A 19,982-nucleotide genomic window follows, 5' to 3' on the forward strand; every position below is an offset into this window, starting at 1 on the left:
ATAGATCATCGTAAATTCATTTTGAAAATTTTTTAACATTTGGAAAAACAATCACAACAAAATTGACGAAAATCACATTTTGTGTACAAAGCAAAATTCTTAGTGGTCTGCTTTTTTCCCGTTATTTGTTGAAGTGTTTTCTTCAAGTTCTAATGGTTGTTTTGGTGGCCAGAAAAAATCACTTGGACGAGTTAAAAAATGAGTCATGACCAATTTGGCTAAAGGTTTCCATTGTTCAAAGCGGACTCGACGCGCTCGTAATGCCACAATAATTGTTAAGGTGAAACTCACAAATAAGTTGGTGAGACCAATACATAACACACCGAGAAAGGACACGATAATCAGTCCGATATCTGGGCTGCCGTTAATAGTCATTAAACCCTGAATAAAGTTAGCGGATGCAAAGGCAATATGGCGGATATCTAAAGGTAGACCTAGGATAAAGCCTATGGTCCCCATACTTCCTAGCATAATACCGAATAAGAAGTTACCGGCTAACGCACCTAAATTACGTTCAATATATTCAGCAAAACGGTTAAGGCGATCTTGCCCAAACCAGCTAGCTAAACGGCGATGTGCTCTTAGGCGCGGGCCGACTTTTCGGTAAACAGCCATGTTGTCAAAGTATCCTGCAATGAGACCTGACAAAAACAAACATACTCCAGCAATTGCTGCATGTGGAACTGCTAATGAAGTAAAGGGGTTTAAGCTGTGTAGAAGATAAGTTGCTTTAGTATGGGTTAATAACGGTTCATCAAGGTAAAACTGCCAAGCAAAAGTAATGAGTGCAGCAGTAGGAATCGCAATTGAAATATTGCCCAAAATAGCAATAAATTGCGTTCGGATAATATTAATAATAAGCGCCGCTAACTCTGCAATTTGAGCTGTTTTAGAGCCTTTACGTTGCTGTACTGTTGCAGCAAGAGCCGCCGCTGTCATAGCGGGTTGCTTGGTCGCAACTGTAAAATGCAGAACATGAATCAGAATGAAACCTAGGGAATAATTCATACTGAAAGTAAAGGCTTGCATGAGCGGGGCCATTGTCATTCTTGCAGCAAGAATTTTTAAAGATGCCATAAAGGCAATAATGACACCTGCACCAGCGGCAGCTTTATACATTCCCCAGAAGCCTTTGGTATCTGTACTTACGTAATGTTCACCTGTTCGGCTAGCATTTTCTGTTACCTGAAAAGCAATGAGTTCACTGGTCGTACTGAGTAATGAGCGAACACTTTTTTCGCTGTAATGTGCTTTGGTTAAATCGGAAATCAGATGTCCTAAAGAAACATATTTTCCTTTAGTGTTATCTACGACCAGATAAAGTAATAACTCAATTCGATCAAGACATTGCTCAAGTAATGACAGTAAGTAAGTCAAACTTAAGCTGACACCAATTCTTTTGGTCGCACGACGAATCTTTAAAACCACATCTCGGCACTGTTCCAACATAACAAATGCTTGTGATGCATCGGGCGGGGAAATAACCGCAATCTCATGTTCGGAAATTTCTTGTTTTTTATACTTTTCAATAAACTCAATAATTTCACGGTTCTGAACTAAAAACGGTGACTCATATTCTGTTAATTCTGGTTGAGCATTAATAAATTCGGGATAAAGACCAATTCCACTAATTCGATAAGATAAGACTGTAATGGCTTTAATCATTTCATTTTGAATGACTAACTTCTCATCGACATTACTTTGGCTTTGCCCAATAAGACTAAATAAATTTGCCCAATCTTCATCATCAATATTATTGAGCCAGATTTTGTCACTTTCTAAATAGAAAATTTTACCAATTAATATTTTGAGTTGGCTTGAGTCTTCAATTAGCGGTAAAAAATGTGCTCCGAGTCTTTGCCCAAGCTGGTTCCAGAAACCATCTAAAGACAAAATTCCACTATCAGCATATAAACTAACTTGCTTATAGCGATTAATTAAACGTAATAAAAAAGTTTGTAGTAAGAAGGGCGCTGTAGGTGTGCGCAAAAGACTTTCAATAAAAGCCTGTATTTTTTTCTTAATTTCATCCGTATCTTGTGGGTTGGATGGTCGGATGACATTGACGAGTTCAATCAGTAGATTTTCATCAATGACAGCTTGAGGATCCTCAAGCTGCTTCTCTATTTTTAAAAAAAGATCTGAAAAATTTATATGCATAGGCAAAATAATATCTATTGTATTCGATGTAACGCAAGCTGAGTTAAGTTAATCAAAGCCTGACGATACGGTGTATCGGGTAGGTTTAATAAAGCTTGCAGTGCTGCTTCTGTTTCTTCTTGGGCACGTTGGTTGCAATAATCTAAAGCACCAGACTTCTGTACAATTTCGATGACCTGAGATAGTTGGTCTACTCCACCGGTTGCGATACTGCGACGAATAATCGCATGCTCTTCACCTGTTGAGTTTGCTAATGCAGAAATTAACGGTAAAGTTGGTTTACCTTCCATTAAATCATCACCAATATTTTTACCTAATGTTTCAGCATCAGAGGTGTAGTCTAAAATATCATCAATAATTTGGAATGCATTACCAAAATGACCAGCAAACAATCTTAATGGTTCACGGTACGCTTCTTGCCCTGCCAAAATAGCAGCACCTTCTGTAGCCAGCTCAAACAGGCGAGACGTTTTACCATGAATAATTTTTAAATAAGTTTCTTCAGTTGTATCTGGTTGATGCTGTGATTGAAGTTGTAACACTTCACCTTCAGCAATTTCACATGTACCTGTTGAAAAGTCTTTCAATAAAGTCATGTTGTTTAAATCGACTAGTAAATCGAAAGCACGAGCAATCAAGAAGTCTCCGACTAAAACAGCTGTCTGATTGTTCCATGTCGCATTTGCTGTAGGGCGACCACGACGAAGCCCAGATTCATCTACCACATCATCATGGACCAGTGTCGCGGTATGTAACATTTCAATGATTGCAGCTAAACGCTGTGCATTTGCCATGTTATCTAAACCACAAGCACGTGCTGCAAGCAAACACATGATTGGGCGCATACGCTTTCCGCCAGCTTCAACGACGTGTTTGCTGACAGACATGACTAAACCGACTTTTGAGCTAATTCCTTCATTAATCAAGTGATCCATCGCAGCGAAGTCTGAAGCAACAGGCGCAAGAATGTCTTGCTTGAAATCGATGACCATATGAAGAAAAACCCCGTATTGGTAGATAAGTGGCGTTAGTGTATCAATTAAAGATGTGTTGCACAGGTTAACAAGTGGCTGATATTAATCATTTCTATTGTTTTTAAGCGTTTTTTGTTCTTTATTTAAGCAAAATACGATGTTTTCGGCAAAACAATAAATTTAATGACATCAGCATTAATACAACTTGTTCTTGACGCAATTTGTGTTTGGAACTGTATTTTAATTTTCATTCAGAATCAATGAAAACTGCTAAATTCCAGTCCAAGCTGTTTGATTTTGTAAGAATAGGGGATCATGCTTTACTGATAGATAGAAAATACTTGTCGTTTGATCAAATTTCACTTAAAATCTGTCGCCTTGTATAACCCCAGTGGCGATCGTTTTAAGATCGATATATCCCTTTATCGACACGACGACACGGGCTGATTGGAGTACATTATGTACGCAGTAATCCAAAGCGGTGGTAAACAGCACCGTGTAGTTGAGGGCGAAACCCTTAAAGTTGAATTATTGAAAGCTGAATCTGGTGCGACTATTACATTTGATGATGTATTAATGGTTGTAAACGGTGACAACATTCAAATCGGTGCTCCAGTTGTAGCTGGCGCTAAAGTAACTGCAGAAGTGATTGGTCATGGTCGTCACGACAAAATCCGCATCATCAAAATGCGTCGTCGTAAACACTACCGTAAACAACAAGGTCACCGTCAATGGTTCACTGAGTTGAAAATTACTGGTATTTCAGGCTAATCACGAGGAGTAAGAGACATGGCAACTAAAAAAGCCGGTGGATCGACGAAGAACGGTCGTGATTCAAACCCAAAAATGTTAGGTGTTAAAGTTTACGGCGGTCAAGCTGTAACTGCTGGTAACATCATCGTTCGTCAACGTGGTACAGAGTTCCACGCTGGTGCAAATGTTGGTATGGGCCGTGACCATACTTTATTTGCTACTGCTGACGGCGTAGTAAAATTCGAAGTGAAAGGTCAATTTGGCCGTCGCTACGTAAAAGTTGAAACTGTATAAGTTTTAGCTCGAAAAAAGCCCACATTTTGTGGGCTTTTTTTATGGCATTTATTTTTATTCATCTTCATCATGATGAATGAAATTCTACAAACAACATGAATAACATAACAAAATATCTTATTTTCTCAATGATTAGCACAGAGTTTGTCGGTTAATATGAGTCTTGAATTAAGAGCTTACTCAGCTTCATAACTTTTAAAGAGAGTAAGTTGTCTTACAGCAACTAAAAAGGTGATGACATGAATATGCTTCGTAAAACTATGTGTGCTATTACACTTAGCGCGTCAGTGCTTGCTCCTGTAATGAGTACTACAGTGTTTGCTGCGCCTGTAGCAGCACCGGAGCAACAGGCAATTGGGAACCTGGTTAATCAGTTATCAGGTTTACAGCGTTTGACTGCCGACTTTGAACAAACAACTAAAGCCAATACAAAAACTGTGGCACAGAAAAAGAGTTTAAGTGCACAGCATATGAACCAGACATTTAAAGGCTCAATGAAAGTTGAGCGTCCGGGGAAATTTTATTGGGAAACAGTAAGTCCTGCTAAACAAACCATTGTAACAAGCGGGAAAACAGTTTGGATCTATGATCCGGATTTACAACAAGCGGTCCGCCAAAGCTTAGATGATCAGATTGCAGATACACCAGCATTATTACTCTCTGGTAACACCAACCAAATCATGAAGTCTTATCGTGTAACACAACCCGATAAATCTAAACTTTATTTCACATTATTCCCTAAAAAAGAAGATGGGGCATTCCAAAGCTTAACAATTAGCTTCGGAGCAAATAAAGCGCCTACACTTATGGTATTACAAGACTCATTAGGTCAAACCACCTATGTACGCTTTAAGAACGTTAAAGTAAATGCTTCAATTCCGCCATCAGTCTTTAACTTTACGCCGCCAAAAGGTACGGATGTTATTGACCAATAATTAAAGCCTCTTCAAAAAAGCTACCGTAAAAGGTAGCTTTTTTTATATAAGAAAGACAGATACATTTTTTAACCCCGTCTTATTCTTACGCTTTGTATAGTGTTAGAGGTAAATTCATGGGGATTATTATGCGACTTTACGATAAGAAAATTATTTGTATTCTTCCATTAATGGCTGCAATGGCAATGGTGACTGGTTGCCAACCAAAGTCGGCAGCCAAAGAAGAGCAGGCTGCTTCGACTGCAAAAGTTAAAGAAACGAAAGAGGCTGGTGTTCCTGTAATTCAAGCAAAAGTAATCCCAGTAAAATTGCCAAAATCAAAAGTTTGCTTAGAAGATGGTTGTACTGAGTATGATTTTCAAACAGTACAGACCAATCAAAAATGGATTAATGATTACTTCACCAATCGTATAAAGAAAGCAGATCCGAATGCTTTTGCAAATTTAGCCGATCAACCAGTTGAAGTACCTGAAGGTGAACCAAGTTCAAGTCAGAGTGCAATTTATGTTCGCTATTTGGGGCAAAACTATAACCTTGCCACCTTTGCATTACAGACTTATTCGTACTCAGCTGGTGCTGCACACGGCATGTCTCATCAAGAATTTGTAAATTTTGATTTATTAAATAAAAAGCACATTACTGTTGCTGAACTTATTCAGTCAGATGTTGAAAAACAGTTGGTTGATGCTCTTTTTGAAGCAAATACAAATTGGCTTCAAGCACATAATATTAGCCGTGAAAAACTTCAGCTAAGCGATAATTTCTACTATGGTGCTAATGGCATTGTATTTGTCTATCCAATTTATGAGCTAGCTTCATATGCAGAGGGAATGTCTGAATTAACGCTGCCATATTTTGAAGCGGGTAAGTTCATTAAACCTGAGTATTTGCCAAGTGTGCCAAACTATAACTTTTAAAATAAGTGATCTCTTCTAAGAATTGTGTGAAAGCTATTCGTTATGAAGATGATCACTATATTTTTTAGTGTTAAGGCCTTACACTATAGCCAGTTTTTTACCCATATTATGATTGATTATGATCGACCCTAAGTTACTCAGAAATAATATTGAAGCCGTTAATGCGGCTTTGGCAAAACGCGGTGTTCAATTAGATGTTCAAGAATGGGCTTCTTTAGAAAATCGCCGTAAAGACTTGCAATCAAAAACTGAAAAATTGCAGGCAGAACGTAATGCCGGTGCAAAACAAGTGGGTCAGATTAAAAAATCCGGTGGTGATGCTTCTGAAATCATGGCGCGTATGCAAGCCATTGGTGATGAAATTAAAGCTGCTGAAGTTGCTTTGTCAGAGTTACAAAACGAGATTGAACAAAAAGCGTTGAGCATTCCTAACTTACCAGATGAGTCTGTTCCTGCTGGTAAAGATGAAGATGATAACGTTGAAATCTCAAAATGGGGTACGCCTCGTCAGTTTGATTTTGAAATCAAAGATCATACTGATTTAGGTGAGTGGATGGGTGGTTTAGAGTTTGAAACTGCTACTAAATTGACTGGTTCACGTTTTAGCGTATTGAAAGGTTCTTTAGCGCGCCTACAACGTGCGTTAACGCAGTTCATGCTTGATACTCATACTTTAAAGAATGGCTATACAGAAGCTTACGTGCCTTATTTGGTAAATGCTGATTCACTTCGTGGAACTGGTCAGTTGCCAAAATTTGAAGAAGATTTGTTCAAACTTCAAGGTGAAAAAGAATATTACCTCATCCCTACAGCAGAGGTTCCTGTTACTAACTTCGTTCGTGATGAGATTATTGATACCGAACGTTTGCCTTTAAAATATGCAGCGCATACGCCATGTTTCCGTAGTGAAGCTGGTTCTTATGGTCGTGATACCCGTGGTTTAATTCGTCAGCATCAATTTGATAAAGTTGAGATGGTGCAAATCGTTAAACCTGAAACATCTATGCAAGCACTTGAAGAGCTTACTGCACATGCTGAGGGCATTTTACAGGCACTAGGTTTGCCATACCGCAAGATTTTGCTTTGTGGTGGTGACATGGGCTTTGGTGCAACTAAGACTTACGACTTAGAAGTTTGGGTTCCAAGCCAAAATACTTATCGTGAAATCTCTAGCTGCTCTAATATGGGTGATTTTCAGGCACGCCGCATGAAAGCACGCTACAGAATGGATCAAAAGAAGACCGAATTGGTGCATACTTTGAATGGTTCAGGTCTGGCAGTTGGCCGTACTTTGCTTGCTGTAATGGAAAATTACCAGCGTGAAGACGGGTCTATTGAGATTCCAGAAGTATTACGCCCATATATGGGTGGTGCAACGTTTATTGACTAAGCTTTGCATCTAAATTGTGCACGGTTTTTGCTTAACCCAAATCAGATGATTAACGTAGAGGTTTAAGGTGGATATTTTTCCAATCTCTTTAAAGTTGCAACAGCAACATTGTCTGATTGTGGGTGGTGGGCATATTGCATTGCGCAAAGCAAACCTTTTAGCTAAAGCAGGAGCTGTAATCGATATTATTGCTCCTGCAATTGAAAAGCAGCTTTTACAGTTAGTCAAAACGACAGGCGGAGAGTATTTTGCCGAGTCCTTTGCTGAAAAAATATTAAATACACCATATCGATTAGTGATTGCTGCAACTAATGATGCGCAAGTGAACAAAGCTGTTTTTGAGCAATGTGAAGCGCGTAATTTATTGGTCAATAGTGTTGATGATATTCCACATTGTCGTTTTATGGTTCCAGCTATTATTGATCGTTCTCCGTTAATTATTTCTGTCGCCTCAAATGGTGCATCACCAGTTTTATCAAGACAGCTTCGTACTCAAATAGAAACAATTGTTCCGCATGGCATGGGTAAGTTGGCTGAGTTTTCTGGTCAATGGCGTAAGCAGGTAAAAGAAAAAATTTCTAATCCAGATGAGCGTCGGATTTTTTGGGAAAATCTCTACGCTAGCCCATTGAAAGAACAAGTTTTCAATGACAATTTAGAAGTTGCGAATGGTTTGATTCAGCAAGCCTTAACAGAATGGACTGCACCTAAAGGTGAAGTTTATTTGGTAGGCGCTGGTCCGGGTGATCCCGAGTTACTGACATTAAAAGCATTACGTCTTATGCAGCAAGCTGATGTTGTGATTTATGATCGTCTTGTTTCTACGCCCATTTTAGAGCTTTGCCGTCGTGATGCGACTAAAATTTATGTCGGTAAAGCGCGTTCAAATCACTCCGTTCCCCAAGATGGTATTAATGCTTTACTGGTTGAGTATGCTCAAAAAGGAAAGCGTGTTTGTCGTTTAAAGGGTGGTGATCCGTTTATCTTTGGACGTGGTGGTGAAGAGATTCAAGAGCTCGTTGAGGCGAATGTCACTTTCCAAGTTGTACCAGGTATAACAGCAGCATCAGGCTGTTCAGCTTATGCGGGTATTCCACTAACACATCGTGATTATGCACAAAGTGTTCGTTTCTTGACTGGGCATTTAAAGGAAGGTTCACCTGAACTTCCTTGGAATGAGCTGGTTTATGAAAAACAAACTTTGGTTTTATATATGGGGCTAATTGGTTTGGAACACATTTGTGAGCAACTTATTGCTCATGGTCAACGTGCTGATATGCCGGTAGCTTTAATCTCTAAAGGAACCACACCAGACCAGAAAGTTGTAGTTGGAACATTAGCTGATATCGCAACAAAAGTGTCTGAACATCATATTGTAGCACCGACTTTAACCATTATTGGTGAAGTGGTGAATTTACGTGAACAGTTAAAATGGCAATAAGTTCATTTGAGTTTATTGCTGGTTATTAAAGTCGAGAAAATTTGTGATTCATGTTGTCCTATACGAGCCTGAAATTCCTGCCAATACAGGCAATATCATTCGTTTATGTGCTAATACTGGTGCACAGTTACACTTGGTCAAGCCTTTAGGTTTTGAATTGGATGATAAAAAGCTCAAGCGTGCAGGTCTTGATTATCATGAATGGGCACGTATGCAAATTTGGGACAACATAGAACTTTGCCTTGCTGACTTGAAAGCTAAAGGTGTCGAACATGTTTTTCCACTCACCACTAAAGGTTCTGCAACTCCACATACGGTTGATTTGAATCGACCTGTGGCTTTACTGATGGGGCCAGAGACACGCGGTTTGCCTGAGCATGTTCGCTTGATGTTTCCACAAGAACAGTGGATTCGTTTGCCGATGGCAGAAAACTCAAGAAGTTTAAATTTATCTAATGCAACGGCTGTGATTGTTTATGAAGCATGGCGTCAGCAGGGTTTTAAAAACTTAGGATAAGTTAATAGTTTTTAAATAAAAGTAAGGCCACAGTTGTGGCCTTATTTTTTTATATAAATTCATTTAAGCTTGCTCTAGCACTTTTTCGTCATAAGTCATTTGGGCTGCTAAAACCTGTTCAATATTGGTTTCAGCCCATTCCTTTAATTGGAACGCCATTGAAGCGACATTTTGCCCCAGAGAAGTGAGTGAGTAATCAACACGAATAGGAGACGTATTCTGAATTTTACGCTCAATAAAACCATCTCTTTCTAACATCTTTAGTTTTTGTGATAAGACTTTAGGAGAGATGCCTTGTATATTCTTTTTGAGCAAATTGAAGTGCTGAGTTTCCTCTTCAAGCACATTTAAAATCAATAAAACCCATTTATCTGCAATTTTTTCAAAAAATAAACGAGCAGGGCAATGTTGTTGAAAAACATTATATTTTAGACATTCATTCATACTATTTACCTGCTAATTTCTTAAAAAATTACCATAGTTACCAATTAGTAACTAATTGACACCTAGTTTCTAAAATATATCATAAAGTAGAATTTAATAAAACAAAGGTTTGCTCCCATGTCTAACTCTAATATCGCGGTTGTATATTTCTCTGGTTATGGCCATACCAAAGTCGTGGCTGAAACGTTTGCAAACGAAATTAATGCTCAGCTCATCCAAATTGATCAAGAAGGTAATATTACTGAGCAAGATTGGCAGACATTAAATGATGCGGAGGGGATTGTTTTTGGTGCTCCGACTTATATGGGTACAGCACCATGGCAGTTTAAAAAGTTTGCTGATGCAACTTCAAAAGTTTGGTTTACACGGGGTTGGCAAGATAAAGTATTTGCAGGCTTCACAAACAGCGCGAGCTTAAATGGGGATAAGCAGGTTACTCTTATTCAATTACAGACTTTAGCATCGCAACATGGTGGAATTTGGGTAAGCCTTGGTTTATTACCAGCGAATACAAAAGATGCAACACGCGAAGATGTAAATAACTTAGGCGGTTCAGTTGGGCTTTTGGTTCAATCACCTTCTGATGCAAGTGTAGAGGAAGTTCCTGCTGGAGACCTTGAAACAGCGAAACTCTATGCTCAACGTGTACAAAATATTGTGAACAAAATTTTTGGTTGATGTGATCATAAAAAAAGGCGCTTTAAGCGCCTTTTTTATTATTCGTGTTCATTATGCTGTGGAGCATTATATTTGAAACCTTTGGTTTTGTAGGCCAAATAACCTACACCAATAACAGCCCAAGCTAAGCCAATTTGTAAGGCAAGCTTATCAATCTCTAGCCACATCATAAACACACTGGCAAAACCAAGTGTTGGTATAACAATATAGTTGATGATGTCTTTAAACGTTTTGTTCTTGCCATCTCTTAATGCATAGCGAGAAATAACAGAGAAGTTAACAAAACTAAAAGCAGTTAAAGCACCAAAACTAATCAAGTTGACAATATGCTCAAGATCTAAGAAACCAGCAGATAAAGCAACTACACCCACAATAAGAATGTTGTAAGTTGGAGTATGCAATTTTGGACTAATATGTCCAAATAATTTCTTGTTGATTACGCCGTCACGTCCCATTACATACATTAAACGAGACACACCTGCATGAGCAGAAATACCTGATGCCATAACAGCAACTACAGCAAAATATAAAACCAAAGTTTTAAATGCAATACTACCAATCGCAGCAACCATCACAGGCTGTGATTCATCCAGAGGATTAAAGTAAGTATTTGGGTTACTAGGGAAATATAATTGGATGAAGTAAGTACTTACAATGAAAATAATACCTGCAAGTAATGCTGTCGTAAAAATAGCTTTTGGAAGCGTTTTCTCTGCATCTTTTGTTTCTTCAGCAAGAGAAGATAAAGCATCAAACCCTGTGAAAGAGAAGCAGAGTACAGTTGCACCAGCAATTAAAGCACTTACGGATGTCATGTCGTTCCAAAAAGGAGTTAATGACCACAAGGCAGCTTTATCCGGATTTAAAGTTCCATCTGCATATACACCTTGAGTGAGTAAAATGTATACCTGATAAACGAAATAAAAAATTACGCCAAGCTGAATAATAACGATCGTGCTGTTAAAGCGCGCGACAAATCGTGCACCAAATAAGTTAATAACAGTCATTAGGGTGGTTAAACCAATTACCCATAACCAGTTATTTACCTCTGGAAAAAGAGCTCTTAGATAAATATCTGCCAAAATAATATTAACAAGCGGTGACAGTAAATAGTCTAACCAAGAAGACCAACCCACCATAAAACCAACATTAGGGTGAATTGATTTTTGAGCATAAGTATAAGCTGACCCAGAAGAAGGGTAGCGTTTAATCATATGTCCATAACTGATCGATGTTAATAAGATTGCGACTAATGCAAAGATGTAGGAAGTTGGTACATGACCGCCACTTCGCTCTGATACTAAACCAAAAGTATCGAATAACGTTAATGGCTGAATATAAGCTAAACCAATAATAATAATGTGCCAAAGCACAAGATTCTTTTGAAGTTTAGCTGTTGGTTTAGTCCCAGATAAATTTGTCAACGGCGTTATCCTCATAATCGTTGATCAAGGATCAGCTTGGTGTTAAGGATCGTTTGAGACGAACGATCCCCCCTACAGAAAAAGATAAAGTGCGCCAATCTATCCTAAATTGATGCAAATTGTCAGTACTTTCATCGATTTTTTAGCAAATTTTTTGCCATATTTCCAAATAAAATGATGAACAAAAATTCATGACTATAAAAAAGGTCTGATTTCATTTAAAAATCAGACCTTTAGAATTGGGGTTTAAATTTAACTTATCGAATTACCATGCTTTTTGTAAGATATCTCGAATATCTTTTAAGCTAGCTTCTTTAGGATTGTAAATAATTGAGCCATCATTTAGTGCTTTTTCTGCAATTTCATCGAGCTGTGCTTCAGTTACTTTACCTGTTTCGCGTAAGGTGCGTGGTAACTTGGTTAAAGTAAATAGACGATCACGCATTGCCAAAATCGTAGCAATTGCTCTATCTGCGCGTTGAGTTGCTGGAGTTTGAGCATAAATATCCGCACCAGCTAATGATAATAGTAACTCACCAACTTTCTGTCCATTTGCCTGCTTATTATATTCAAGCACATAAGGTAAGAATAAATTCATGCATAACCCATGGGGTAGGTGAGCAACAGCACCTAAAGCATGCCCTAAAGAGTGTACAAGTCCTACCATTGAATTAGAAAATGCAATACCTGCCATTGTAGAGGCTTGCGCTAGTTCTAAACGACCTTGTGAGTCATTTGGATTTTCTAAGACATTAAATAAGTTTTCGCTGATTTTTTTAATGCCAGCACTTGCATACGCATCACTTAATGGATTAGCAGCCAGACATGTATAGGCTTCAACACAATGCGTTAAAGCATCCATACCTGTCATTGCAGTTAAATGAGGTGGTAGTGTAAGGGTCATGCGTGGATCTAAAATCGCTGCATGTGGCATTAAGTAATAAGAAGCGAACGCTAACTTAACATTCTTTTGAGTATCTGAAACCACAGCAACCATAGTCACTTCAGAACCAGTTCCTGAAGTTGTTGGAATTACAAAAAATGGTTTTAAGGGTTTTGGTAAGTTATGCGCACCCGCATATTGAAGCAGATCATCTCCACCTTCAGATACTAAAATGTTAGTGGCTTTAGAGGTATCAATAACTGAGCCGCCACCGACAGCAATAATCGCGTCACATTTATTTGCACGATAAGCTTCTGCCGCAAGACGAACGACTTCTAAACTCGAATCTGGTGGAACATCATCAAAAACGTGACCAATAACAGCATCAGTCGTGCTGAATGCAGCTTCAATCGGGTTGAGTAAACCATTTGCGCGTACACCCTTATCTGTAATAATAAGAGGGCGTTTTGCACCTAAGGTCGCCAGTTCAAACGGAATATGTTCTAACGCAGCATTACCAGCAATGACTTTTACAGGACAAAAGAATTCGTAGTATGGTTTAGCCATGTTATGCGCTCCGCTTGAAATAGGACTTAGCTACTTTTAAGTAAATATTCGCAGCTTCGTTGAATTTTTCTTTTAGGGTAAGTTCGGTTGGATATTCTTTGACTGCAAGTGAAGCAACCAATTTAGGTAAAATAAGAGATTCCATTTTATTTAGACAGCGTACTAAGCGAATGGCAGCAGATACATCGCCATCAGCAATCATGCGGTCATTAGCAAATGCTTGAGCAGTACTTTCTTGAAAAGAAAACACTAAAAATGCATGAGTTACATGTTTGAAGGTAATGGTTAAGTCCGGCTTTCTTTCAGCTCTTTTGAGTAGCTCTAACTGTTTGTCTTCTGTGACTCGAGCAAAAAATGCTGGTCCATTTGGGAAAACATTCATTGAAAGTACAAAGTGAACAGGAAATTTAGATACTTCCTCTTGTATTTCACTGTCCACTTGACTCGCCATGACTAAGCCACGACCAATAACATCCATCATGAGCTTAACGTAGGCAAGTTGCAGAGTAGGCTTTACAGCTTTTGTCGAAATCACTCGCGTATCCCTTGTTAAAATTATGCAAAAGCAAATTTAGAGTAATTACTCTAATCCATTTTTATTTCATCGCAAAGCGATTTATTCAGATTTGACTTCTAGGTCATTAAAGTACCCAGTATTCTTAATATACTCAATAAAGTCTTGGCAAAGTTGAGTGAATGATGGATAGGGAGTCACTAAATCTTGTATACGAACCATTTCTAAGCCTGCGTAACCGCAAGGATTAATAGTTTGGAACCCATCTAAAGCACAGTCCAAGTTTAATGCTAATCCATGATAGCTACGGCCACGACGAATTTTAAAACCTAAAGAACCAATTTTACGGTCCTCCACATATACCCCAGGTGCATCGGGCTTGGCATATGCTTCAATTTCGTATTTTTTCAAAATATCTATCATGAATTGTTCAGCAAAACTGACCAACGTACGTACGTTCCATTTTAGACGATTAAGATCAAACATAAAGTAGGCAACAAGTTGACCTGGTCCATGCCAAGTTACTTGCCCACCACGGTCAGTTTGTACTACTGGGATATCTGATGAAATTAGGATGTGTTCAGGTTTACCAGCTTGACCTTGGGTTAAGACATTATGATGTTGAAGTAACCATAACTCATCAGGCGTATCTTGATCACGCTCGTTTGTTAAGAGTTTCATGTTTTCAAACTTGCTTTGATAATCTTGTAAATCGTTCCATTGCCGAATGATCAAGTTGGGTTTATCAAGGCTCATCACAATATCTTCCTATAAGTTAGTTTATGCGGCACTCAGTTAATATCTACTAGATAGAAGCCGAAAACTTTGTAAGTTTAAAGGATTTTATAAAAGGAATTCTAAATATTTATTGGGCTTTTCGTGGCTAGTTAACTTTAAAATTTCCAAAAAAAATACCACAGTAAGAATGTCTAACTGTGGTATTGATTGAAGAACTTAAAATTAAAGCGCAGTTCTAATCTGCGGACAAGCAGCCAAGTCAGCATAAAGTGCATGAACTTGTTCTAATTCTTCAAAGCGCAATTGTGCTGTTAAAGAATGATACTTGCCGGTGCGAGATTCTTGAACTTTTAATGTTGAGTCATCGAAGTCTGGGAAATGTTTCACCAAAATATCGACTACAGCAACACGTAATTCTTCACCCGCATCGCCAATAAGTTTAATTGGATAATCCATCGGAAATACCCAAAGATGTTCTTGTAGTTCGCGAGATGGAGTGCGGTCTAACATAAGTTACCTCATGATTTGAAACGCCTGCATTATCGCAGGCGTTTATAGCTCTTTCTATTAAATGGGGCTTGGTTTTGAAATTTCAAGTTTTCAAAACTTAGTCATTTTCCAAGAAAGAACGTAAATGTTCAGAACGAGAAGGGTGGCGTAATTTACGCAATGCTTTCGCTTCAATCTGACGAATGCGTTCACGTGTTACGTCAAATTGCTTACCTACTTCTTCAAGGGTGTGATCGGTTGGCATATCAATACCAAAACGCATCTTCAATACTTTCGCTTCACGTTCAGTTAAGTTTTCCAATACTTCACGTGTTGCTTCTTTTAAGCCTTCTGAAGTCGCAGCATCAATTGGAGAAGTGATGTTTTGATCTTCAATGAAATCGCCAAGATGCGAATCTTCATCATCACCAATAGGTGTCTCCATTGAGATCGGTTCTTTCGCAATTTTAAGTACTTTACGAACCTTAACTTCATCCATTTCTAAACGTTCACCTAATTCTTCAGGTGTTGGTTCACGGCCCATTTCTTGTAACAATTGACGAGATACGCGGTTGATCTTGTTAATTGTTTCGATCATGTGTACTGGAATACGAATTGTACGAGCCTGATCTGCGATCGAACGAGTAATTGCTTGACGAATCCACCAAGTTGCATAAGTCGAGAATTTATAACCACGACGGTATTCAAACTTGTCTACAGCTTTCATCAAACCAATGTTCCCTTCTTGAATCAAGTCAAGGAACTGTAAACCACGGTTAGTGTATTTCTTCGCAATCGAGATTACCAAACGAAGGTTGGCTTCTACCATTTCTTTCTTGGCGCGACGTGCTTTCGCTTCGCCAATTGCCATACGTTTAGAGATATCTTTAATTTCAGCAACGCTTAAACTAAGCTCTTTCTCAATATCTGCAATCTTTTGCTGGAATGCTAAAACATCAGGACGAACTTTTTCTAAATGTGCCTTGATTTCAGCAGGAGCTTTAGCAATTTGTTCATCTAACCAAGCTGGATTAGATTCTTGTTTAGGGAAAGATGTACGGAATTGAGTACGGTCCATACGACCACGACGTACTGCATAACGCATGATTTCGCGTTCATTCGCACGAATTTGCTCATGTGTGCCACGAATCATTTCAGAAATGATATCGAATAAACGTGGTGTAAATTTAAACATCATGAACACAGTAGCTAAAGCTTCTAAAGCTTCTTCTGCCTCAGGACTGTTACGACCATGTTTTTCAACTGCAGCTTTTGTTTTAGCCCAAGCAGCTTCTAGTTCAGTAAAACGAACTTTCGCTACTTCAGGGTCTGGACCTGAATCACCTTCAGAGTCATCATCACCTTCAGACTCTTCTTCTTCATCGTCATCATCAAGCTTAACTTCTTTAGTTGATTTTGAAGATGATTCGTCTTCTTCCTCAAGCTCTTCAACTTCTTCTAAAACTTCTGGAATATCTTCATCAGTTTCAGGATCGAGATAACCAGATAAAATATCGGCAAGACGACGTTCGCCAGTTAAGAAATCATTATATTCTTTTAATACAACTTCAACAGCATTTGGCCAGTAAGCGATTGAATTAAGGACATCACGGATACCTTCTTCAATACGTTTGGCAATGCTGATTTCACCTTCACGGGTTAACAGCTCAACTGTACCCATTTCACGCATGTACATACGTACAGGGTCTGTCGTACGTCCAGGCTCATTTTCAACCGATGCAAGTACGGCAGCAGCTTCTTCTTCAGCAACCTCATCAGTTGCTTCAGCCGACTCACCGAACATGGTATCGTCAGATTCAGGTGCACGCTCGTGTACAGGAATACCAACGTCTTGAAGCATTTGAATAATGTCTTCAATCTGTTCGCTTTCAGTAATCGAGTCCGGCAGATGATCGTTAACCTCAGCGTAAGTTAAGTAACCTTGTTCTTTGCCTCGGCTAATCAGAGCCGCTACTTGAGAAGTAGGGGAATGCATATCGCTCATCTTTGCTTACTCTTTGTTGAATCTGTGGCAGTGAAAAACCGTGCATGATAGCACAATTTGCTTGAAATGTTTTGGCTTTGATCAGTAACCGTTAAATAAAAAATATCTTTGAATTCACGTCTGTTTTTTGAATATTGGGCTAAAATCATTTTTTTCAAGCTTAAATCATCGAAAAGATCATAGAATTTTTTTTTGATCAAAAAAATAGTTCAGGTTTATAAATACACAATTTTTTGGGTGAAAAAAAGTACAAATATGCAGTTTAATGAAAAAAATATAAATAAAACTTGACACGGGTAAATAAGCAAGATAAATAGCGGCTAGACCCATTCACATTTTTTCATTAGAGGTAGTTTTAGTGTCTTCTACAGATTTTGAATTAGATGATAACTACGGTGATGATGATGATGTCGGTTTTGATGAGTCATCAGGCAAAATCACTGCGAAAGAATCATTAGAAAAACGTAGATTAATTGATGATCTATTGGCTCAACGTCGTTTAGAGCGTGAGTTAAAAGATTTTGATTACGATTTAGACGATGATGATCTTGATGATGAAGACTAATCAAATCTGAATAGGGCATCGTCAGCTTAGGTGCTATGCTATCGTAGATTTCTTTTTTATAGTCAGGTAACACAATGAGTGCGTTAGATTTAGACCAATTAAGTGAATATCTAGATGGAGACCACAATGAGTATGGTCTAGATTTCGCTGCAACTCATGGTTTTCTGTGTGCAATTGCAGTAGGCCCTCAGTTTGATCGTTGGTTAGATGAATTATTTGATAATAACCATAAAAAGGTTCCTGCCGAAATTATTCAGCAGATCAAAGCATGGTTAGAGTCTATTCGACAAGACTTAGCAAATGAAAATGGGATTGAATTTCCGTTTGAAATTGAAGAAGCCGATGTCGAGTCTAGCTTAGGCGACTGGAGTGTTGGATTTGTTGATGCAATGTTCTTAAATGAAGATGCATGGTTTGCACCTGAATACGAAGAACAACTAATTGATTTAACTTTACCAATGATGGTATTTAGTGGAATTGATGAAGAAGATCCACAGATGGAATCTTTCCGTCGTAATGGACAGTTAATGGATGAGCTGGCAGAAGAAATCCCAGATAATTTGAATGAATTATACTTGATGTATCATACGCCAAATTAATTTATTAGAAGAAATAATAAATAACGTCCTTTCTAGGGCGTTTTTTATTGTAAAAAAATTAGTGGTATAAATAAAAAAGGGCAGTTAGAAATCTAAATGCCCTTTAAAAAGTATATTATAGTTTTATAGGCGTTTACGCTTTGCAGCAGCAATTTGTGATTGGCGCATGCGGAAACCAGCTTTTTGCTTTTCGGTGGTCTTGTCGATGCAATAAACGCAAGAAACACCATGTTCATAACTTGGTAGAGCAGACTCTTCAGGAGTTAAAGGCCAACCACAAGCATGACATTTAATATTCACGCCTTCCTCTACACCATGAGTTACAGCAGTACGGCCGTCAAATACGAAACATTCACCTTCCCATAAACTTTCATCAGCTGGGGTTTCTTCTAAATACTTAAGAATACCGCCTTTAAGATGGTAAACCTCTTTAAATCCTTCTTGAAGAAGTAAAGAAGTTGATTTTTCGCAGCGAATACCGCCAGTACAGAACATCGCAATTTTTTTGTCTTTATGTTGCTCTAATTCTTTCTTAACGTATTCTGGAAACTCACGGAATGTTTCTGTTTTAGGGTCAATTGCACCCTTGAACGTACCTGCTTTGTATTCATAATCGTTGCGTGTGTCGATTAAAATTACATCATCACGTGCGATTAAATCATTCCACTCTTTAGGGTCAAGATAGTGACCGACTAAGTCACGAGGTTTAACCTCAACACCTAAAGTCACAATTTCTTCTTTAAGTTTAATTTTCATTTTGCGGAAAGGTTTGTCAGAACTATGGGATTCTTTGTATTCCATAGCGCCAAAGCCTTCATTGAGCAAAAATTGATGTAATGTATCGATTGCTACGCGATCACCAGCAACAGTACCATTAATTCCTTCACCTGCTACAATCAGAGTTCCACAGAGGTTAATTGTTTTCACTAAGTCTAATAAACGTTGTTGAAGATCGGCAGGATCTTGAACTTCTTTAAATTGATATAGTGCGGCAACAACCCAACCTGCGGTCGCTTGCTGTTCTACAGGTGCAAGCTGTTCTACAGTAGCGTTCATGGAAAACTCCAAATGTATTAAGATAGAAATTTAAGGCGCATATTTTAGCGCGAAAATTTGTAATAAGCGAGAAAACCATAAAAAGTATATGGTTTATTTAAGGAGTTTGTTTTGAGTAATGATCATCGAACGCTCTCTCTCACCCCATGTGCAGGGCGTTGTTCAACAGTTTTTGGTGATCAAGTTTGTCGTGGTTGTCGTCGTTTTAACCACGAGGTGATTCAATGGAACACTTATACAGCAGAGCAGCGTTTGGCTGTGTGGAAGCGTTTAGACGATCAGTTGAATCAAATCTTAGTGCCGATGTTGCCTCATGCAGACTTGCAGCATGTTGAGGGCTTTATTTTAAGTAAGCGTGTTCGGTTAATGGAAGGGGCGAGCCAAGGCCGTAAGCTTTACCACGCCTTAAAAATATGTGAAAAAAATAAACATCTAGCACACGAGAGTGGTTTGGGTATTTCGGAGTCTCAAGTCAAAACGATATGGGTTGAGTTTGAAAGACGTGTTTTAGCTTTGGCTAAAGCGAGCTATGAGTTGGCTTGGTTGCGAGCAGATGGAATTAGCCATCACTTATTAACTATGTATGAAGAAGAATAAGTCTAGAGTAGAAAAAGACGTAAATAAAAAAGCTGCCAGAAG

At 38.5% G+C, this 19,982-nt stretch carries 21 protein-coding genes; 11 read left to right on the forward strand and 10 right to left on the reverse strand.

What is annotated here, in order from left to right; all coding sequences use genetic code 11:
• Nucleotides 1-99 precede the first annotated feature (99 nt).
• Nucleotides 100-2,160: a site-specific recombinase gene (locus SOI76_RS03715; RefSeq protein WP_104079845.1), complete on the reverse strand. Its 2,061-nt coding sequence runs from the start codon at nucleotides 2,158-2,160 to the stop codon at nucleotides 100-102.
• Between the two features lie 14 nt (nucleotides 2,161-2,174).
• Entirely contained in the window at nucleotides 2,175-3,152 is a 978-nt protein-coding gene (sdsA, locus tag SOI76_RS03720; RefSeq protein WP_104079844.1) for an All-trans-nonaprenyl-diphosphate synthase, read from the reverse strand.
• 441 nt (nucleotides 3,153-3,593) lie between these two features.
• Between sdsA and rplU the strand changes: the two genes are divergently transcribed.
• From rplU to SOI76_RS03755, 7 genes are all read left to right on the forward strand, one after another.
• A complete protein-coding gene (rplU, locus tag SOI76_RS03725) occupies nucleotides 3,594-3,905 on the forward strand; it encodes a 50S ribosomal protein L21 (RefSeq protein WP_000271409.1) in 312 nt (103 codons plus the stop codon).
• 18 nt (nucleotides 3,906-3,923) lie between these two features.
• A complete protein-coding gene (gene rpmA / locus SOI76_RS03730; RefSeq protein ID WP_002116037.1) occupies nucleotides 3,924-4,181 on the forward strand; it encodes a 50S ribosomal protein L27 in 258 nt (85 codons plus the stop codon).
• A 239-nt stretch (nucleotides 4,182-4,420) separates the two neighbouring features.
• Nucleotides 4,421-5,116 carry an outer membrane lipoprotein chaperone LolA gene (gene lolA, locus SOI76_RS03735; RefSeq protein WP_205668424.1) on the forward strand — a complete coding sequence of 232 codons (696 nt, stop codon included), beginning with the start codon at nucleotides 4,421-4,423 and terminating at the stop codon, nucleotides 5,114-5,116.
• 116 nt (nucleotides 5,117-5,232) lie between these two features.
• The gene (locus SOI76_RS03740) at nucleotides 5,233-6,033 is read left to right on the forward strand and encodes an RsiV family protein (RefSeq protein WP_104079843.1); all 801 of its coding nucleotides are present in this window, start codon (nucleotides 5,233-5,235) and stop codon (nucleotides 6,031-6,033) included.
• Nucleotides 6,034-6,151: 118 nt separating this feature from the next.
• Entirely contained in the window at nucleotides 6,152-7,423 is a 1,272-nt protein-coding gene (gene serS / locus SOI76_RS03745; RefSeq protein ID WP_104079842.1) for a serine--tRNA ligase, read from the forward strand.
• Between the two features lie 67 nt (nucleotides 7,424-7,490).
• Entirely contained in the window at nucleotides 7,491-8,864 is a 1,374-nt protein-coding gene (gene cysG, locus SOI76_RS03750; RefSeq protein WP_104079841.1) for a siroheme synthase CysG, read from the forward strand.
• A gap of 43 nt (nucleotides 8,865-8,907) precedes the next feature.
• The gene (locus SOI76_RS03755) at nucleotides 8,908-9,381 is read left to right on the forward strand and encodes a tRNA (cytidine(34)-2'-O)-methyltransferase (protein ID WP_002116042.1); all 474 of its coding nucleotides are present in this window, start codon (nucleotides 8,908-8,910) and stop codon (nucleotides 9,379-9,381) included.
• A gap of 63 nt (nucleotides 9,382-9,444) precedes the next feature.
• Here SOI76_RS03755 and SOI76_RS03760 read toward each other — a convergent pair whose 3' ends face one another.
• Nucleotides 9,445-9,825, reverse strand: coding sequence for a winged helix-turn-helix transcriptional regulator (locus tag SOI76_RS03760; protein ID WP_002116344.1), 381 nt, complete (start codon nucleotides 9,823-9,825; stop codon nucleotides 9,445-9,447).
• 117 nt (nucleotides 9,826-9,942) lie between these two features.
• Here SOI76_RS03760 and SOI76_RS03765 point away from each other — a divergent pair, with 117 nt between their 5' ends.
• Complete coding sequence (locus SOI76_RS03765) at nucleotides 9,943-10,503, forward strand: flavodoxin family protein (protein WP_104079840.1); 561 nt, start codon at nucleotides 9,943-9,945, stop codon at nucleotides 10,501-10,503.
• Nucleotides 10,504-10,541: 38 nt separating this feature from the next.
• Here SOI76_RS03765 and yeeF read toward each other — a convergent pair whose 3' ends face one another.
• The 6 genes from yeeF to rpoD all read right to left on the reverse strand — a co-directional run bounded on the left by yeeF (nucleotide 10,542) and on the right by rpoD (nucleotide 17,123).
• On the reverse strand, nucleotides 10,542-11,927 hold the full coding sequence (gene yeeF / locus SOI76_RS03770; protein ID WP_014207482.1) for an APC family permease: 1,386 nt from the start codon (nucleotides 11,925-11,927) through the stop codon (nucleotides 10,542-10,544).
• Between the two features lie 265 nt (nucleotides 11,928-12,192).
• Nucleotides 12,193-13,377, reverse strand: coding sequence for an iron-containing alcohol dehydrogenase (gene dhaT, locus SOI76_RS03775; RefSeq protein ID WP_104079839.1), 1,185 nt, complete (start codon nucleotides 13,375-13,377; stop codon nucleotides 12,193-12,195).
• Nucleotide 13,378: 1 nt separating this feature from the next.
• Nucleotides 13,379-13,912: a hypothetical protein gene (locus SOI76_RS03780; RefSeq protein WP_057075058.1), complete on the reverse strand. Its 534-nt coding sequence runs from the start codon at nucleotides 13,910-13,912 to the stop codon at nucleotides 13,379-13,381.
• Between the two features lie 81 nt (nucleotides 13,913-13,993).
• The gene (lipB, locus tag SOI76_RS03785; RefSeq protein ID WP_104079838.1) at nucleotides 13,994-14,647 is read right to left on the reverse strand and encodes a lipoyl(octanoyl) transferase LipB; all 654 of its coding nucleotides are present in this window, start codon (nucleotides 14,645-14,647) and stop codon (nucleotides 13,994-13,996) included.
• Nucleotides 14,648-14,851: 204 nt separating this feature from the next.
• Nucleotides 14,852-15,139, reverse strand: a complete 288-nt coding sequence (locus SOI76_RS03790; protein ID WP_016143210.1) for a YbeD family protein — start codon at nucleotides 15,137-15,139, stop codon at nucleotides 14,852-14,854.
• A 97-nt stretch (nucleotides 15,140-15,236) separates the two neighbouring features.
• Nucleotides 15,237-17,123: an RNA polymerase sigma factor RpoD gene (rpoD, locus tag SOI76_RS03795; RefSeq protein ID WP_016143211.1), complete on the reverse strand. Its 1,887-nt coding sequence runs from the start codon at nucleotides 17,121-17,123 to the stop codon at nucleotides 15,237-15,239.
• A 358-nt stretch (nucleotides 17,124-17,481) separates the two neighbouring features.
• On the opposite strand from rpoD, the gene SOI76_RS03800 reads away from it, so the two are divergent.
• Together SOI76_RS03800 and SOI76_RS03805 are read left to right on the forward strand one after the other, a co-directional pair.
• The gene (locus SOI76_RS03800) at nucleotides 17,482-17,688 is read left to right on the forward strand and encodes a PA3496 family putative envelope integrity protein (protein WP_002116495.1); all 207 of its coding nucleotides are present in this window, start codon (nucleotides 17,482-17,484) and stop codon (nucleotides 17,686-17,688) included.
• Between the two features lie 74 nt (nucleotides 17,689-17,762).
• Nucleotides 17,763-18,287 carry a YecA family protein gene (locus SOI76_RS03805; RefSeq protein ID WP_002116105.1) on the forward strand — a complete coding sequence of 175 codons (525 nt, stop codon included), beginning with the start codon at nucleotides 17,763-17,765 and terminating at the stop codon, nucleotides 18,285-18,287.
• Nucleotides 18,288-18,410: 123 nt separating this feature from the next.
• On the opposite strand, the gene SOI76_RS03810 is transcribed toward SOI76_RS03805, so the two are convergent.
• The gene (locus SOI76_RS03810; RefSeq protein ID WP_005064553.1) at nucleotides 18,411-19,343 is read right to left on the reverse strand and encodes a rhodanese-related sulfurtransferase; all 933 of its coding nucleotides are present in this window, start codon (nucleotides 19,341-19,343) and stop codon (nucleotides 18,411-18,413) included.
• 111 nt (nucleotides 19,344-19,454) lie between these two features.
• On the opposite strand from SOI76_RS03810, the gene SOI76_RS03815 reads away from it, so the two are divergent.
• Nucleotides 19,455-19,940 (forward strand): DUF1289 domain-containing protein, encoded by a 486-nt coding sequence (locus SOI76_RS03815; RefSeq protein ID WP_005064555.1) that lies wholly within the window; start codon nucleotides 19,455-19,457, stop codon nucleotides 19,938-19,940.
• The last annotated feature ends 42 nt before the right edge of the window (nucleotides 19,941-19,982 follow it).

This window comes from Acinetobacter pittii (assembly GCF_034064985.1).
Taxonomy (GTDB): Bacteria; Pseudomonadota; Gammaproteobacteria; order Pseudomonadales; family Moraxellaceae; genus Acinetobacter; species Acinetobacter pittii_H.

Excerpts from the sequence above, each read along its gene's own strand:
- SOI76_RS03715 (WP_104079845.1), bottom strand. The coding sequence starts at position 2,160 with ATGCATATAAATTTTTCAGATCTTTTTTTAAAAATAGAGAAGCAGCTT.
- sdsA (WP_104079844.1), bottom strand. The coding sequence starts at position 3,152 with ATGGTCATCGATTTCAAGCAAGACATTCTTGCGCCTGTTGCTTCAGAC.
- rplU (WP_000271409.1), top strand. The coding sequence starts at position 3,594 with ATGTACGCAGTAATCCAAAGCGGTGGTAAACAGCACCGTGTAGTTGAG.
- rpmA (WP_002116037.1), top strand. The coding sequence starts at position 3,924 with ATGGCAACTAAAAAAGCCGGTGGATCGACGAAGAACGGTCGTGATTCA.
- lolA (WP_205668424.1), top strand. The coding sequence starts at position 4,421 with ATGAATATGCTTCGTAAAACTATGTGTGCTATTACACTTAGCGCGTCA.
- SOI76_RS03740 (WP_104079843.1), top strand. The coding sequence starts at position 5,233 with ATGGGGATTATTATGCGACTTTACGATAAGAAAATTATTTGTATTCTT.
- serS (WP_104079842.1), top strand. The coding sequence starts at position 6,152 with ATGATCGACCCTAAGTTACTCAGAAATAATATTGAAGCCGTTAATGCG.
- SOI76_RS03760 (WP_002116344.1), bottom strand. The coding sequence starts at position 9,825 with ATGAATGAATGTCTAAAATATAATGTTTTTCAACAACATTGCCCTGCT.
- SOI76_RS03765 (WP_104079840.1), top strand. The coding sequence starts at position 9,943 with ATGTCTAACTCTAATATCGCGGTTGTATATTTCTCTGGTTATGGCCAT.
- dhaT (WP_104079839.1), bottom strand. The coding sequence starts at position 13,377 with ATGGCTAAACCATACTACGAATTCTTTTGTCCTGTAAAAGTCATTGCT.
- lipB (WP_104079838.1), bottom strand. The coding sequence starts at position 14,647 with ATGAGCCTTGATAAACCCAACTTGATCATTCGGCAATGGAACGATTTA.
- SOI76_RS03790 (WP_016143210.1), bottom strand. The coding sequence starts at position 15,139 with ATGTTAGACCGCACTCCATCTCGCGAACTACAAGAACATCTTTGGGTA.
- rpoD (WP_016143211.1), bottom strand. The coding sequence starts at position 17,123 with ATGAGCGATATGCATTCCCCTACTTCTCAAGTAGCGGCTCTGATTAGC.
- SOI76_RS03805 (WP_002116105.1), top strand. The coding sequence starts at position 17,763 with ATGAGTGCGTTAGATTTAGACCAATTAAGTGAATATCTAGATGGAGAC.
- SOI76_RS03810 (WP_005064553.1), bottom strand. The coding sequence starts at position 19,343 with ATGAACGCTACTGTAGAACAGCTTGCACCTGTAGAACAGCAAGCGACC.